The following is a 19,365-nucleotide window of genomic DNA, read 5'->3' as shown; positions in this document are numbered from 1 at the left end:
ATTAATACGATTCATCTGCTAAATCTGCTTCAATCTCAGTTCAGACATTTTTCTCCAATTCCTTTCCCTTGTCAAAAGAATTCTATTGAAGAACTATCCTCCTTTCCTGCTAACGAATCACCATCAAAGTCCCATAAACAAAACCTGAAAGATCTTTGTCTTCACCGGCATTTACACCCTGCCACACACTTCCATCTTTAAAGACAGCATGCACTTTCCAAACATATACGCCAATTTCAACAAATTCATCATTATACCTGCCATCCCATCCGGGTCCCGGGTGTGAGTATTCCTCTCCAACGCCGATATCACCCATCCCATTCTGCAGATCAGTACTTGACCATAAAAGGTTACCCCAGCGATCGAATACTTCAATCTGGTAACTCTTCAATCCTTTTCCCTGGGGCTGGAATACCCTGAGTGCGGAATTAAAGTTTGCAGGCGCAATTGCAGTAGGGACAAACAAGCCTTTATATAAATAATCCCTGGTCAGGGTATCCATACAACCATATTTATTTGTTGTAATAAGGCTTAAGGTATAGTACTCATCATTATCATAGTAATCGTTTACATTAATAGGATAATCCGGTAAACGGAATACCGCATTTTCTGCTTCTGATTGGTATACATACTGACTGTAGTTGGCATTGATCAAATCCCAGTGGTAGTTAAGTGTATCAAATTGAGCCCCTCGGGATTCATTGATCATGGTAAGGTAAACCTCGTTATTTTCCATGGTTTCCGAATAGGTGAAACCACTCCTCGGGCCGGGATAAATCTGCATAGTTGTATCGATGGATGCTTCACAGCCATTGATATCTTTAACATACAAGTTCACCAGGTAGGTACCTTTTTCAGTAAAAATCAGGTTCGGGTCTGTTTCAAAAGATTCAACCAGGATATTACCATTATTGAATTCCCATCTCACAGAGTCTAGAATTGCAAATTCCACCGGGGTCAGGTTTTCAAAATGAGCCAGCTTATTTAAACAGGCATTTGTAATGCTGAAATCAGGCTTTGGAATGGAATAAACGCTTACTGGCAATGTTGCTGTATCAGAACATCCCAGGTTGTTTTCAATGATCAGCTTCACATTGAAGTTGCCAGGCTGAGCATATAAATGTAACGAATGGAACGCGGTATCTGAAGGGCTATTATCACCAAACTGCCATGAATATGAGGTGATTAAGGTATTATTATTCAGGGATGAATTGTTAAACTGAATGGGAACACCAAAACACTCATTCTTTGTTGTAAATGCTGCAGTAGGTGTCGGTTGAACCAGCACTGAAAAATCCGCAGAATCCTGCACCATCACTCCATCAATTTGAGTGGAAACCAACAACCTTACATTGAATAAACCGGTGGAGTCATACTGATGCCTGATCGGATTCTGTAACGTGGTGTAAGTAAGTGTATCCCCATCACCAAAGGTCCACCTCCAGGAAGTGATTCCAATCCCGCTTGTGCTCTGATCAATGAACTCATTGACCTGATACTGGCAAATGGTGTCACCCAGACTGCTCAAATGAGCCTGCAGACAAGGTTTGACAAATACGGGATTTTCAACATCATTTGAACAGAAATTGGAATTGGTTACTGTAAGTTTCACAGAGAAGGGTCCTATGTCGGGAAATTTATGCTGAATGGTATCAGGATGGATTCCCGACAAATCTCTGGTAGTGCCATCCCCGAAATCCCAGTGCCATTTATTGATATTACTGCTTCCGGTAGGTTTATTGAAGATGATAATGCTGTCACAAATTCCTTCAATATGAGTAAATGCTGCAATGGGTAATGGCTTCACGACTACAAACAAAATTTTCTGGGCTTCACAGTCAAATTTATCTTTTGTCTGAAGGATCACAGTATAAGTTCCGGCTTCACTGTAATAATGTGACGGATTTCTCAAAGTGGAGGTATTATTGATTCCAGAAGAGGGTTCCCCAAAGTTCCAGTTGAATGAAACCAGTGAATCACCTGCCGGACTTAACAATACAGGGCTGAAATAGGTGGTATCAAGTTCACAGGTCGGGGTATAGGTAAAGGTTGCAAGAAGAGTGGTTGGTGTGCAAACCTGTTTTACAAGGGTGTCAATACATCCCCTCATATCGGTTACTACAAGCATCACAGTATGACAGGTATCCTGAGAAGTGAAATGATAAACAGGATCCTGCAGGGTTGAAAACTGTCCCGGTTCAAACACCCAGTACCAACTGGTGATAGTAGCCTGTTGACTGTAAGAGGAATCCTGGAAATATACAGTTCCATTATTACAGGGAGCTGCTGTATACTGGAAGGCAGCAGTAGGTACTCCAAACACCTGGATGGTGGATATGATAGTATCCATGCAAATTCCTCCGGTTGAGACGATCAGGCTTACATTATAAAATCCGGCTGATGTATATATCCATACAGGATTTTGCAGGCTTGAGGTATCGTTTGTAGCTGTTGTTACACCGAAATCCCATCTCCAGGCTGTAATTGGCTCTCCGTTTGGTGTGAACGATTCATCTTCAAACTGAACCATTGAATTCAGGCAGCCACTATTGAAACTGAAGAGGGCGTTAGGTTTCGGACTGATATTTACAGGATAGGTCCTGGAGTTCACACAACCTGTAGTGTCAGTAATGGTAAGGGTTACAATGTATGTAGTGGCTGAGGAAAAGAGGTGCACCGGATCCTGGATATTCGAATAGGAACCATCTCCAAAATCCCAGTGGAAAACGGCAACTGCCGGGATTTGCGTGGTAGTAGGATTGACAGTGAAATAGGTCTCTGTTCCAAGGCAAGTACTATTCCACGAATAATCCACCTGTGGCTGGGCCCGAATGATAACAGGCTGAGTTATACTGTCAGTGCATCCTTCGGCATTGATTTCAATCAGGCTGACCTGGTATAGTCCAGGATTGATATAGACATGATAAGGATTCTGTAGTGTGGATGTATTGCTTATTCCGGATGCCGGATCCCCAAAATTCCACACATATCCAATAATGGCTGATCCTCCATTTTGTCCGGGTACCCCGGTAAAACTCACAGCTGTATCTTCACATAAATTTGTATAAGTAAAGAAGGCTAATGGATTGGGTGCAATGGTTAATGTCTGTTGTGTATCATCTTCACATCCCTGGGTGGTTGTAACACGCAGTATTACAATAAAATTGCCGGGGGCTGAATAGGTATGTTCAACGGAAGCGCTGGCAGGATCATTAACCATTATTGTGGTACCATCTCCAAAATCCCAGAACCACGTGGAAAGGTCTCCTCCCATTGGATTCGTCAGGTCGCTGAATGAAATAGGACTTCCGGCACAACGCTCAGCGGAAGGCTGGAATAAGGCAACCGGTGGGGCTGTTATGATCAGTGTATGTGTTTTTGTGTTCTGGCAGCCATTGTTATCGGTAATAGTTAATTGAACGATATATGTGCCTGTGGCGACATAAACATGGATTGGATCCATCTCTGTTGAGGTGATCCCATCTCCGAAACTCCAAAGCCATTCAGTTGTAGTTGCAGTATTTACAAATGTTGAACTGATGAAGGAGGTTGTATCATTCGAGCAGCCCTCAGAATAAGAGAAATCAACGCCGGGAACAGGAGTTGTATTCACTACATGAATTACTGTATCATAACATCCGACACTATTGGTAACCATCAGGCTAACGGTGAAAGAAGAACTGGCGGTTGAAAAAGTATGGGTCGGGTTTTGCTGGGTTGAAAAGTTAGCATTTCCTGTAGTAGGATCTCCGAAATTCCAGAACCATGATGCCATACTTCCGGTTCCACTCTGTGAGAGATCATTGAAAGTAACCGGTTGATTCACACATCCTGCAGTAAAGGAAAAATTAGCCAATGGTACAGGCGATACCACAATGGGTTTCACCATGATTTGTGTGCAACTGTCACTGGTCTTTATCGTTAGGGATGCATTGAATGTCCCGTAATTGGTATAGGTATGTGAAACATTGGGGTTGCCAATATTATTTACGGTTACAATATTTCCATCTCCGAAATTCCAGGTCCAGCGTACAATATAGCCCGAAGGAGTGCTTGCCAGGCTGGTAAACTGAATGGCGGTTTCATTGCAGGTAGGTTGACTGGTTGTGAAATCAGAATAGGGTTGTGGAACAACCTGGATAGGCTTAATAATGGTATTCGTGCATCCTGCTGTATCCTCAACGGTTAGGGTAATGATAAACTGACCGGTGGTACTGAAGGTATGAGCCGGTGATTGTAGTGTTGATGTTCCGCCATCTCCGAAATTCCAGCTCCAGTTAGCAATGGCTCCAACATTCATTACTATCGGATCCGGGTGAAACTGAACCTCTGAATTCTGGCAATTGCTTTCATAGGTAAAATCAACATTGGGCCTTGATTTAATAACAACTGTATCAAAGTAGGTATCTATACATCCGTTAGAGGTTGTTGTGGTAAGTGTAACCACAAATTGCCCTGCAGTAGTGAAGTCATGCTCAGGATTCTGTAAAGGTGAGGTATTAGAAACTCCCGAGTTGGGATCACCGAAATTCCATTGCCATTGTACAATATTCCCTCCTCCATTGCTTTGCGACAGATCAAGGAAGGATACCGGGTTGTTATCACAGGCCGGGCTTACGAAATCGAAGTTTGAAACAGGGTGAGGATAGATGATAATAGTCTGTGTTTCAGTATTGGTGCAACTGTCGGATTGAATTACCGTCAGAGAAACAGGGTAGGATCCCTGAAGGGCATAGGTATGACTTACATTGGGGTCATTTGGATGAAGAACCACAGCCGTTGTTCCATCACCAAAATCCCATTCCCATCTCACAATGTATCCTGATGAAGTGGAAGATAACTCATTGAAGTGTACAGTAGAATCCGCGCAATTGGTGCTACCGGCATCAAAATGAGCAATCGGTAATGGATCAATCACTACTTCATGAACGATTTCATTACTACATCCTGCAGTATCCGTTACTGTTAGCGATACCTGGTAATTCCCGGGTGATAGAAAAACATGTGCAATATTCCTGATATGTGAAGTAATCCCGTCTCCAAAATCCCAGAGCCAGGTTGAAATGCTGTTCACATTCATCACATTGGTATCGGGATTGAAATAAACAGGCTCATTCATACAACTGATGTCATACGTATATTCAACTGCCGGGGCCGGATCAATATGAACCTCTTTGATGATTGTATCAAGGCAATTGTTATAATTGACTACGATGAGCCTGACAATATAGGTTCCTGAATCAGAAAACAGGTGGGTCGGATCTTCCAGGTTCGACACATTGCTAACCCCTGTTGTTGGATCCCCAAAATTCCATGAGAAAGGTTGAAGTCCTACTGAACCGTTAATCTGTGAGGCATTGGTAAATTGAACGGGTTCGTTTTCACAACCGATATTCGAAAAATAGAAATTGGCTACCGGGGCTTGCAGCAGGGTTACAACCTGTTGGAATTCATCAGTACACCCCAGGGAGGTGATCACTTTAAGTTTTACGAAGAATGAAGGGCCGGGATTAGCAAAAACATGGCCAATATTCGGACTATTCGGGAAATGTATGGTATCCGTGGTTCCATCGCCAAAATCCCAGATCCAGGTTCGGATATATCCATTGCTCACACTCGACTGATCCATGAATTGAATCGCGTAATTGTTACAAGTTGGAGTGCTGTATGAAAAGAATGATGCAGGCTCTTGTCCAAGGGTAAGTGTCATATGATCTTCCACAGTATTCCCGCAAATGTCCTCTATAGTCAAAGTGAGAATTACACTCCCATTAGCCATATCAGCAGGTGTTGGGAAATAGGTGGCAATAAGGGAGTATTGCCCTGTGAAAGTACCCGTACCTGAAGTTGTCCAGGTGTAGTTCAAAGCATGATTTGCTGTGGCATATGACAATGTATAGGGTTGCATGCCGCAAATAGTATCATTTGGCCCTGCATAAGCTGTTGGAATACGAACCTCAATGGTGATCTCATTGGTTGTAAGGGAACCACATCCGCTAAATGAGCTCTGAACCTGCCTGTACATAGTAGTCTGGGTCAAAGCACCGGGTTGATAATTCAGACCGGTTCCATTGGGTGAAACATCGTACCAGTTGATACCATAATCAATGGAATATTGCCACTGATAGGAGTAAGGGGTATTCCCACCGGTGGGAGGTGTTCCGATGAGTTCTGCAGGAACCGCGTTGTAGCAGATACTCTGATCATTTTCAACAGACCCTACCAAAAAGATTGGAAATACAGTAATCGAAAATGTTTGAGCCGGACCATCACAGGTAATGCCCCCGTTCGTAAAATGCGGGGTAACTGTAATAACAGCAACTGCAATGGCTCCTCCGGCATTTATCGGCGCAAAGGAAGAAATATTGCCTGTTCCGCTGGCAGGAAGTCCTATGGCAGGATTACTATTGGTCCAGGTATAAGTTGTTACACCTCCTGAATTTACAGTGTTGAATACAACAGGATCTGTTAATTCACCATGACACTTGGTTTGATCAACAGGATCATTAACCTGGCCTGTTGGATTCACTGTAATGGTAAAAGTCTCTGCCGGACCATTACAGCTTACCCCTCCGTTTGAGAAAGTGGGTATTACAATGATACTTGCTGTAATGGGAGTGGAGGTTGTATTTATTGCTGCAAATGCGAAAATGTCGCCGGTTCCGCTTGCCGGAAGACCAATAGAAGTCGTATTATTCGTCCAGTTGAAAGTGGTGATTCCACCACTATTATTGGTGGTAAAGATCACACTTGAGGTGAGATTTCCATTGCAGACAACCTGGTCGACGGGATCAACTACATTACCTGATGGATTCACAGTAATTGTGAAGGCTTCAGTATTCCCGGAACATGAAACCCCGCCATTTGAGAATACTGGAGTGATGGTAATGGTTGCTATGACCGGACTGAATCCTGAATTGGTTGCATTGAAAATTGGAATATCTCCGGTTCCACTGGCAGGCAATCCAATTGATGGCTGATCATTAATCCAGTTATAAGTGGTAACTCCACCTGAATTATTGGTTGAAAGCACTACTGAACTTGTGAGGGTATTATTACAAACTACCTGGTCAATCGGAGCGTTTACATGTCCTGCCGGATTCACTGTAATTGTGAATACTTGTGGGTTGCCCGGACAACTTACTGATCCGCTTGAAAAAATTGGGGTTACTGTTATAGTGGCTATTATTGGAGAAAGGCCATTGTTGATGGCAGTAAAAGCATTGATATTACCGGTTCCGGAAGATGGAAGTCCAATCCCGGGCTGGCTGTTAGTCCAGTTATAGATCACTGTTCCACCAGTATTATTGCTACTAAAAACGACAGCATTGGTAAGGCCTCCCTGGCAAACCACCTGGTCTGCAGGGTCAATCACCTGCCCCGCCGGATTCACAGTAATGGTAAATGTTTGGGAAGGACCGGTACAACCAACACCACCATTCGTGAAAGTCGGTGTTACGGTAATTGTTGCCACAACTGGGAGTAAACCTGTGTTTATTGCAGTAAAGGCAGCAATATCACCGGTTCCGCTTACGGCCAGACCAATACCAGGATCGGTGTTTATCCAATTGTAGGTAGTTGTTCCCCCGGTATTATTGGTCCCGAAGATTACTGTAGTGGTATTGCTTCCATTACACACCACCTGGTCAACAGGGTCAATTACCTGGGCAGTCGGATTTATTGTAATTGTGAAGGTTTGAAGTGCCCCCTGGCAATCAATTCCTCCATTTGAGAACACCGGAGTAACTGTAATAATGGCTACAAGTGGTGAGGTGCCAGTATTTACAGCTAAAAAGATAGGTAGATTACCAGTTCCATTAGCCGGCAAGCCAATAGAGGGCTGATTATTTGTCCAGTTGTACGTGGTTGTTCCTCCTGTGTTGTTAGTTGAAAAGATAACAGCAGCGGTCAGATTACCATTACAAACCACATAATCAACCGGAACATTTACCTGGCCAAGTGGATTCACTGTAATGGTGAAGGTTTGTGGAGTCCCCGGACAATTATAGCTTCCGCTGGTAAAGGTAGGGGTCACTGTTATCATTGCAACAACCGGGGTAGTTCCGTTATTTATTGCAGTAAATGAAGGGATGTTACCTGTCCCGGATGAGGGTAGTCCAATGCCTGGTTCAGTATTGGTCCAGGTATAGGTAGTAGTTCCTCCGGTATTGTTGGTAGCAAACACAACCGCATTGGTGAGGCTTCCATTACAAACCACCTGGTCGGCAAGATTGGTAATCAATCCGCTCGGATTTACCCGGATGGTAAAAGTTTGCGAGATTCCGATACAATCTTCTCCTCCATAAGTATAAGTTGGAGTTACTGTGATGGTAGCAACAACGGGTGCTGTGGTTGTATTCATTGCATTAAATGCTGGAATATTACCTGTTCCGCTTGCCGCAAGGCCTATGGATGGTAAATCATTGGTCCAGTTGTAAGTAGTGGTTCCACCTGTATTAATAGTGGTAAAGACAACATTACTTGTCAGGTCCCCGCTACATACTACCTGGTCAGTTGGATCATTCACCTGTCCGTTCGGATTCACGGTAATGGTAAATGTTTGAGCTGTTCCGATGCAATCCACACTCCCGTTTGAGAAGGTAGGGGTGACAGTGATCGTTGCAACAACCGGCGCAGTCCCGGTATTAATAGCTGTAAAAGCTGCAATATCCCCTGTTCCGCTTGCAGCCAGGCCGATGGAAGTCAGGTCATTGGTCCAGTTGTAAGTAGTTGTTCCAACGGTATTATTGGTGGTGAAAATGACCGCATTCGTGAGATCTCCATTGCATACCACCTGGTCGGCAGGATCATTCACCTGTCCGTTCGGATTCACAGTAATGGTAAATGTTTGAGCTGTTCCGATACAATCCACACTCCCGTTTGAGAAGGTAGGTGTAACAGTGATCGTTGCAACAACCGGCGCAGTCCCGGTATTAATAGCTGTAAAAGCTGCAATATCCCCTGTTCCGCTTGCAGCCAGGCCGATGGAGGTCAGGTCATTGGTCCAGTTGTAGGTGGTTGTTCCAACGGTATTATTGGTGGTGAAAATGACCGCATTCGTCAGGTCTCCATTACAAACCACCTGGTCAGTAGGATCATTCACCTGTCCGTTCGGATTCACAGTAATGGTAAAGGTTTGAGCTGTTCCGATGCAATCCACACTCCCGTTTGAGAAGGTAGGAGTAACTGTAATCGTTGCAACAACCGGCGCAGTCCCGGTATTAATAGCTGTAAAAGCTGCAATATCCCCTGTTCCGCTGGCAGCCAGACCGATGGAAGTCAGGTCATTGGTCCAGTTGTAGGTGGTTGTTCCAACGGTATTATTAGTGGTGAAAATGACTGGATTCGTCAGGTCTCCATTACAAACCACCTGATCAATCGGATCATTCACCTGTCCGTTCGGATTCACGGTAATGGTAAATGTTTGAGCTGTTCCGATACAATCCACACTCCCGTTTGAGAAGGTAGGTGTAACTGTGATCGTTGCAACAACCGGCGCAGTCCCGGTATTAATAGCTGTAAAAGCTGCAATATCCCCTGTTCCGCTGGCAGCCAGGCCGATGGAAGTCAGGTCATTGGTCCAGTTGTAGGTGGTTGTTCCAACGGTATTATTGGTGGTGAAAATGACTGCATTCGTCAGATCTCCATCGCATACCACCTGGTCGGCAGGATCATTCACCTGTCCGTTCGGATTCACGGTAATGGTAAATGTTTGAGCTGTTCCGATGCAATCCACACTCCCGTTTGAGAAGGTAGGGGTAACAGTGATTGTTGCAACAACCGGTGCAGTCCCGGTATTAATAGCTGTAAAAGCTGCAATATCCCCTGTTCCGCTTGCAGCCAGGCCGATGGAAGTCAGGTCATTGGTCCAGTTGTAAGTAGTTGTTCCAACGGTATTATTGGTGGTGAAAATGACTGGATTCGTCAGGTCTCCATTACAAACCACCTGGTCGGCAGGATCATTCACCTGTCCGTTAGGATTCACGGTAATGGTAAATGTTTGAGCTGTTCCGATGCAATCCACACTCCCGTTTGAGAAGGTAGGTGTAACTGTGATCGTTGCAACAACCGGCGCAGTCCCGGTATTAATAGCTGTAAAAGCTGCAATATCCCCTGTTCCGCTGGCAGCCAGACCGATGGAAGTCAGGTCATTGGTCCAGTTGTAGGTAGTTGTTCCAACGGTATTATTGGTGCTGAAAATGACCGCATTCGTCAGATCTCCATCGCAAACCACCTGGTCGGCAGGATCATTCACCTGTCCGTTTGGATTCACAGTAATGGTAAATGTTTGAGCTGTTCCGATACAATCCACACTCCCGTTTGAGAAGGTAGGGGTAACGGTGATTGTTGCAACAACCGGCGCAGTCCCGGTATTAATAGCTGTAAAAGCTGCAATATCCCCTGTTCCACTGGCAGCAAGGCCGATGGAAGTCAGGTCATTGGTCCAGTTGTAGGTGGTTGTTCCAACGGTATTATTGGTGGTGAAAATGACTGGATTCGTCAGGTCTCCATTACAAACCACCTGGTCGGCAGGATCATTCACCTGTCCGTTCGGATTCACGGTAATGGTAAATGTTTGAGCTGTTCCGATGCAATCCACACTCCCGTTTGAGAAGGTAGGTGTAACAGTGATTGTTGCAACAACCGGCGCAGTCCCGGTATTAATAGCTGTAAAAGCTGCAATATCCCCTGTTCCGCTGGCAGCCAGGCCGATGGAGGTCAGGTCATTGGTCCAGTTGTAAGTAGTTGTTCCAACGGTATTATTGGTGGTGAAAATGACTGGATTCGTCAGGTCTCCATTACAAACCACCTGGTCAGCAGGATCATTCACCTGTCCGTTCGGATTCACTGTAATGGTAAATGTTTGAGCTGTACCGATGCAATCCACACTCCCGTTTGAGAAGGTAGGGGTAACTGTGATCGTTGCAACAACCGGCGCAGTCCCGGTATTAATAGCTGTAAAAGCTGCAATATCCCCTGTTCCGCTTGCAGCCAGGCCGATGGAGGTCAGGTCATTGGTCCAGTTGTAGGTGGTTGTTCCAACGGTATTATTGGTGGTGAAAATGACCGCATTCGTCAGATCTCCATTGCATACCACCTGGTCGGCAGGATCATTCACCTGTCCGTTCGGATTCACGGTAATGGTAAATGTTTGAGCTGTTCCGATGCAATCCACACTCCCGTTAGAGAAGGTAGGGTAACCGTGATTGTTGCAACAACCGGCGCAGTCCCGGTTTTAATAGCTGTAAAAGCTGCAATATCCCCTGTTCCACTGGCAGCCAGACCGATGGAGGTCAGGTCATTGGTCCAGTTGTAGGTAGTTGTTCCAACGGTATTATTGGTGGTGAAAATGACCGCATTCGTCAGATCTCCATCGCATACCACCTGGTCGGCAGGATCATTCACCTGTCCGTTCGGATTCACGGTAATGGTAAATGTTTGAGCTGTTCCGATACAATCCACACTCCCGTTTGAGAAGGTAGGGGTAACCGTGATTGTTGCAATAACCGGCGCAGTCCCGGTATTAATAGCTGTAAAAGCTGCAATATCCCCGGTACCACTGGCAGCCAGACCGATGGAGGTCAGGTCATTGGTCCAGTTGTAAGTAGTTGTTCCAACGGTATTATTGGTGGTGAAAATGACAGGATTCGTCAGATCTCCATTACAAACCACCTGATCAATCGGATCATTCACCTGTCCGTTCGGATTCACGGTAATGGTAAATGTTTGAGCTGTTCCGATGCAATCCACACTCCCGTTTGAGAAGGTAGGTGTAACTGTGATCGTTGCAACAACCGGCGCAGTCCCGGTATTAATAGCTGTAAAAGCTGCAATATCCCCGGTACCACTGGCAGGCAGGCCGATGGAAGTCAGGTCATTGGTCCAGTTGTAAGTGGTTGTTCCAACGGTATTATTGGTGGTGAAAATGACTGGATTCGTCAGATCTCCATTGCATACCACCTGGTCGGCAGGATCATTCACCTGTCCGTTTGGATTCACAGTAATGGTAAATGTTTGAGCTGTTCCGATGCAATCCACACTCCCGTTTGAGAAGGTAGGTGTAACTGTGATTGTTGCAATAACCGGCGCAGTCCCGGTATTAATAGCTGTAAAAGCTGCAATATCCCCGGAACCACTGGCAGCAAGGCCAATGGAGGTAAGGTCGTTGGTCCAGTTATAGGTTGTTGTTCCAATGGTATTAATAGTGGAAAAGGCAACAGCATCCGTCAAATCCCCATTACAAACTACCTGGTCAAGTGGATCGTTAAGTTGTCCATTTGGATTTACAGTGATGGTGAAGGTTTGCTGATTACCGGTACAGCTAACGCCTCCAAATGTAAAGGTTGGCGTTACAGTTATGCTGGCCACAACAGGAGTGCTGCCATTATTCACTGCCGTGAAAGCCGGGATATCCCCTGTTCCGCTGCCTGCAAGGCCAATAGCAGGAAGGGTATTGGTCCAGGTGAAAACAGTTCCCGGGACAGAGCCATTGAAAATTACGGGTAGAGATAATGAACCATTGCAGAGTACCTGGTCAACAGGATCAGTGACCACCGGAATAGGATTTATCGTCACTAAAAGATCATCAGAGATATCGGGGCATGGTGCAGCATTGGTTGTAGTAAGCGTAAGAGTCACAGTTCCTAAGGTGATATCGGCAATTCCAGGGACATATTCAGCATCAATAGTCGCAGGATCCGGCAAAAAGGTTCCATCTCCGCTACTGGACCAAAGGCCTGTGGTTGTTCCGCCGTTAATGGTTCCGTCGAGCAATACAGATGCGCCTTCACAGATAACCTGATCAGGCCCCGCATCAGCAAAAGGGGATAAGATATGAATGGTAATCTGGTCAGTAACCTGTGTTCCAAGGCATCCTCCTGTCCCAAAGGCTGTCAGGGTGAGAACGACCATCTGGGAACTGATATCTTCCGGGGCTAAAATATAAGTAGTTAACAGGTTATTCGGGTCGGAGAAACTCCCGCTCGATGAACTTGTCCAGGTTACAGATGAAAAGTTTGTAGCATTACCTGTTAAGGAGACAGAGAATGGTGGGGTATTGCAGATGGTCAGATCTGTGGGGCCTGCGTCAACAGTGGGCCCAAGGTCAATAATTACAACACCATTCATTAAAGTATCACAGCCAAAACTATTGGTAGCTTTAACAGTATAGTTTCCAACAGGTTGCGGCGTTGGAAACCAGAAGAGTCCTGTCACTATTGGTGTGTATATTTCTGGAGGCGTCAGGCTGCTTCCGTCTTCATGAATAAGTTCATAGGTTGTATTCAATTCTGACCCGCTTAGGCCTATGGTTGTGCTGATACAGTTGATTCCCTGGTGCAGCACATCAAAAATGCCAGGATTCGGATGTATTATCACATCGCCATCCATTAAGGTCGGGCAGTCAGGAATTGTAGTCAGAGTGGCTTCAATAGTGTAAGTACCCGGAGTGTGAAAATAACCCCAATACAATGGATCCCCTGTGCCGGGCAGAGGAATAGGTCCACCGGGAGTGTTAAGGGTATAAATAACACCTGTTTGAGAACTACTCAGCCATATTTCCTCATCACCCGGACAAATATCGTTTACAGGATTCATAGTATAAACCTGGGGACGAAGATATAGGGTAACATCTCCAAGCATATCACTTGTGCAGGTATTTGATGGATTTAAAGCAGTGATGGAATAAGTTCCAGGTTGGTTCTGGAATCCAAAGCTCAGTTGGTTTCCTGTGCCTGCAAGGGTAATTAAAACGGAACCTCCGTTACTAAGGGTATAATCAACACCTATCTCCGAGTCTTCCAGGAAAATCTCTGTCCCTATAGCCTGATCAACACAATAAATGTTGCCTGTAGGATAGATCCAGTATTGTGTTGGTTCGGGCAGGATCGTAACACTGCCATACATTTGGGTTGAGCAGATATTGTTCTGGTCAAAAGCTATAATTACATATGTCCCGGGAGCATCGGAAGTGCCAAATACAAGTGCAGAACCTGTACCGGTTTGTATCGTGAAATCAGGTGATGGTGTGGGATATGGAATTCCGTTTATATCAAGCAAGTGAACTTCATAGGTATAACCGACTTGTGAATCATCCAGTCCAATAGTTGTCAGGCCGCATATATTGGGACCCTGAGGAGAGATATTATAAGGCTCAGGGTTTGGCCAAAGCAATTTGGTCTCAGTGAAATAAATATCACAGCCGGTAAAAGGATTTATGGCATGAACAAAATAGGGTCCGGGTATGGTTTGAATCCCGAAACTAATAGCAGACCCCGTCCCCGCATAAGCTGCAATATAAATCGGGCTACCTGTTGCCAAAGGAGTACACCAGAGTTCATAGGTAATTCCGGTTTCAGAATCAATGAGTCCAAAGTCGTCCCCGGCACACTGGGGTCCTGAAGGATCGAAGCTAAATTCCTGGGGATTGGCTGTAATAACAATATTTCCATTGATTGTTGACTCACATGTAGTGCCTGGATAGCTGGCAGTAGCGATAATAGTATATATTCCTGCATCGGTAACAGGGCCAAAATTTAGAGGAGATGGAGGAGTTGGACCGATCTGGGGTGGTCCTACAGGAATAATTCCGTTTCTCCATAATTGATAACTAACATCAGACTCACACCAATTCAATGCTATAATGGCACCCGGACAATTGGTGGTTGAGGATAGAATGAAATTCGAGATCGGGTTAGGATAAAAGATAACATTGCAATTATTATTCATTGGGACAGAAACCCCATTACTGGTATTGGTTGCAATCACCATATAATTCCCACCCTGGGTGATGCCTGACCAGACTATCGGACAATCGCAACCCGGTTGGGGGATATCATAAGGATTACCATCCTGGTATAGTTGATACTCGATTCCTACATCAGAGTATTCAAGAGTGATAGATGCTGTACCGCCTTCACATACAGGACTTGGGCATTCAAGATTGTATTTGGCCGGCTCAAGGTTCACCGTATAACAGTAGTAGTAAGGAGGGCCTTCACATTGTGTTCCATTGCCAAGTGTAACATATGCATTGGCTTCGTAACAAATTTCACAGGAACTTGGTCCACCGGGAAGGATAGTAAAGGTTTGAACAGGCAAGGTCGATGTATTACCTCCAGCGAGGTAACTTCCAAAATAGGATGGACAATCAACACTATAAAACTGCCAATGGTAATTTGCACCTGCAACATCGGAATCTAATGTAACAGCAGATGTTGAAAATCCCGAATTAATGGTTTGATTATTTGGTGTTGTAATGATAGAGGCAACAGGCATAACATCTACAACCAGCGTTTGAGGAGTTCCAGAGCAAAACGTTGGGGCAGGTCCGGTTGGTGTTATCGTATAGCTGATGCTTTGAACTGTATTGCAACTATTTGTTAAAGTGTTACTGATTGTATTATTTCCGGAATTTGCTCCTGGCAGGGGTGTTATACATGCATTGGTATTGCGGAGCCAGGTAAATGTTGTCCCTGTTACATCGGAGGTTGGAGTGTAGTTGATGTTTTCACCTGAACAAATTTGCTGACTAAGTGGACTGGTGACCGATGGATGTGCATTAACAGTCACTGAAATATTCGCATCAGCTGTTGTAAAAGTATCATCCACTTCAACAGAATATGTATTTGAACCTATACTTGAAGGTATAAATTGAACGACCCATGGTTGGACATAGATTGTACCAACAGGCAGACCACTCCAGGTATATGTGTAATTTGCAGGAATCCCGTTTCCTGAACCTCCACTTGCTGTTGCAGTAAGAGTTATTGGATTTCCCTGGCAAACAGTCAGGTCAGCATCATCAGCAGCAAGTCCAACCTGGAGCAAAACACCTCCGGTTGAGATTAAAACGGTTTGAATATATTGACAACCAGCTCCATCAGTAGCAGTTAAAGTAATGTTCTGATTTGCATATAGGATATCAGTTAGAGGATTGGCAAGGGTAGCCTGGGCAGGCGAGGCAAGCATAGAAACAGGAGCCCAGGAGTAAGTATACCCGGGAGTACCACCAGTGAGTAATCCATTGATAATGGTGCTGGTTCCAACATTGATACTTTTATCAGCATAAGTACTTATAAAAGCTGGTCGAACAGTAACTGTGAGGGTAAATGCAGATCCTGTGCACTGAGTCGGTGCCGGGCCAATTGGAGTGATACTATACTGGATATTTTGAGGTGTTGATGAGGTATTGATAAGTGCATCGGGTATAACATTCAAACTTCCTCCCGGATAATTACTCCATCCGGTAACAGTACCTCCGGATAGATCTGTAACATTCCACTGATAACTCGACCCGGGAACTGTACTTGTGATTGCATAATTTAATACATCGCCCGAACAAACGGAAATAGTGGCAGGGCTGTTGATGACAGGTATTTGATAAACAGTGATTTCTATTTCATTGCTTGTCGAATTGCAAAGTCCTGAATAAACAATCCTTCTGAAATGGGTGGTTTGTGAAACACTAACCGGATTATATCCCAACTGGTCATTTGGTACAGGCGCACTTACCCAGTTATCAAATAACGGACTATTGGTACTTTCCTCCCACAGGTATGTATAAGTACCATTCCCCTGGGTTGGATTGCTGCCTGTAATAGGTGATACAGGGTCACCGAGGCATATGCTCTGCGGTGAAAGGATGGAATTATTCTGAATCCCGGGATACAATGTAATGTCAATGATATTTGATTCTAATTCGCAACTGCCGGAAACTACAATTCGCTTGAAACTTGTGGGGCTTATTGTAAGTGGTTGGTTATAATCTAATGTTTGCGATGAGGCAGGCAATAATACCCAACCCGACGACTCCTGGATATACCATTGATAGGTATAGGTATTAGTGCCTCCTGTAGGTAAGCTACCAATGATATCATCAGAAAGTGTCATTCCGCTGCATAGGTTCGTGTTCCCTGCATAAGAAATTACATTGTTATCCAGCGTTTGAGTTACGCTGATAGTAAGCTGAACAGGCGTTGAAGAACCACATTCGTTATCAGCAACAATGGTGAGGGTGTAGACTTGAGTTACATCATTTGTTATCGTAACAATTGGAAATGGATCAGATGGCATTGTAATGGTAGGCCCGGTTGGATTGATAGTCCACTGGTAATTGCTGATAATTCCACCATTTGCATTATAACTGATGGCTGTGCTCAGGTCAACATCCCCAGGCCCGCATAATTCAATATTCGCCTGATTAACTGTGACTGTTGGAGGGCCCAAAATGGTTACAATCTGCTGATAGGTTGAAGTATTACAAATTGTACTTCCCGAAAATACATTGACTGCCAACTGAATGGTATAAACACCAGGAACCGAGAAACTAAATGTCGGTTCAAAGCTATTAGCGTTAGACCCTGATTCGAAGGTATAACCTGAATTGGGTGTGACAGTCCAGACATATTGGGGTAGTGAACAAGCCGGTTCGAATGTGCTGTTATTTACAGGGGTATAGGGTGTATTTATGCAATAAGGAAGGGGATCTGTGAAAACAAAATCAGCCACTGGCTGTCCCTGGACACATACTTCACGAATAACAATGCTATCACCACAATTATTCGGTATGGATTCAGCAGTTATTGAAGTAAGTTTTACTTCATAAGTGCCAGGCGTGGGGAAGGTAAAAACAGGATTTAAATCAGTACTCTCGATGGTTCCATCGTTGAAAAAATCCCAATAATAGTTGGTGTTGTTATACACGTTTCCTGCATAAATAATACAGCCTACAACAGTATTATTTGTGTAAGTCTTCGGAACACCGGCGCAAACATAAATCGGATCATCCGGAAATTCGTCCCTTAGAAAATCGGAAATGGATTTCTCTGAAATTTTAATTCCACCAACATTATTGGGTACGGTAGAACAGGGATTTTCAATATAATGCGTGAGAGTAAAAGAATTCCCCGGAGCGGAACAAGAGGACGTTAGATACGTATGATTAATATGGTATTTCCCATCAGGAAATAAGGTTGGCATGGTTTCCTGAGTAAATGTATATGGAGGTGTACCATCGCCAAAATCAAAGAAATAATTGGTGGTTGGTGCATTATTTTGAGCATCTCCACTCAAATAGAATGTAATTGTATGTGGTTTACATCCTTGCAGAATTCCGGCATTATAGGTTATACCACCCGTTGGAGTAGATCCATTGAAAACAGGAAACACCCTTGTGTCAACACAGTTATTAGGTGCAGGACCTACGGCTGTTATAGTGAGATGAAATGAACCAGTACTCGTATATGTATGGATCCTTGTTCCGTCGAATGGAAATTGAACGGGTGTCAGATTTAGATCAACCGGATCATTGGGATCATCCCAATCAATAATGTAGGCAGTGTTAGTACTTGCTGTTGTTGATTTATTGATGATGGTTATCGTAAAAGTAGAGCTATTACTGCAATTATTCCAAAACGGGGAAGCCTCCAGCAGTGCATCCGGTCTTTGAGTCACTGATACTGAGTTTGAATAGGTACCCTGGCATCCATTTTTATCAGTAACCAGCAGGGAAACAGGAAAGTTTTGAGTCCCTGTACCATATGCTGGAAACTGAGAGGTTGGATTCGATAATGTAGAAGTTGGGGGATTGCTTCCAGCTCCAAAATCCCAACTATAAGTATACGGTGAACCTGAACCTGGCGGTGAATAGGTGATTACCGGGGTAAAATCAACAGTGCCACATCCATTTGGAGGACTTAGATAATTCGGTGTGAATGAAACATTTGGCAATGGGAAAACAGAAATGGTTTTGCTACCATTCATATTACGTTCGCATCCATTTCTTTCAGCCCTGATAGTATAAACACCAGGATCAGGTATCGGACCAAAGGAAAGGGCACTACCTGTTCCCGCCAATTGCATCGAATTGTACCAAATACCATCCTTATAGAGTTTATAGATCACCCCGGAGGAAGGTAGCTGGCTTCCGCTTAACCCGATCGTTGGGAAACTGGCTGATCCATTGCAGAATCCAGCACCATTAGCGGTTAATGTGCCGCCAGATGCGATACTTAGGGTGATATTGTATACTGTTTCTGGAAGAGGAGTTAATGAAACAGTAAGCACAGTTTGAGGTGGATTAGTCAACTTATAATTCCCCAATGTAAAATTACCAGGAAAAAATATGGTACCTCCTGATACGGAATTAATTGTTGCTACAGTATTCCAGGATCCAGACTGTTTTTGTAATGTATAGTTACTCCCGGCAATAGTATTAGTAATTCCCAATGTAACTCCACTTGTACCTGCACAATAAGAGGCTGAAGGTGATGCAAAAAGTGTTGGAGGCTGAGCCATCAGAACTTTACCGGAAAGAGAAAATGAGGTCAGCAGCAGGAGGTAGAGGATTCTTTTCATAGCAAATGA

The 19,365-nt window shown here is 44.4% G+C and carries 2 protein-coding genes; both read right to left on the bottom strand.

Features of this window, described 5'->3' with window-relative positions; translation table 11 throughout:
• Window positions 1-109: 109 nt before the first annotated feature.
• Complete coding sequence (locus IPH84_18980; GenBank protein ID MBK7175248.1) at window positions 110-11,176, bottom strand: PKD domain-containing protein; 11,067 nt, start codon at window positions 11,174-11,176, stop codon at window positions 110-112.
• A complete protein-coding gene (locus tag IPH84_18975; protein ID MBK7175247.1) occupies window positions 11,134-19,356 on the bottom strand; it encodes a PKD domain-containing protein in 8,223 nt (2,740 codons plus the stop codon). The genes IPH84_18980 and IPH84_18975 overlap by 43 nt, the downstream gene beginning before the upstream one ends.
• Window positions 19,357-19,365 lie beyond the last annotated feature (9 nt).

Source organism: Bacteroidales bacterium (assembly GCA_016707785.1).
Lineage (GTDB): Bacteria > Bacteroidota > Bacteroidia > Bacteroidales > UBA4417 > UBA4417.
The sequence above is the reverse complement of the archived record's forward strand: the minus strand, read 5'-3'. Positions and strand labels throughout refer to the sequence as shown.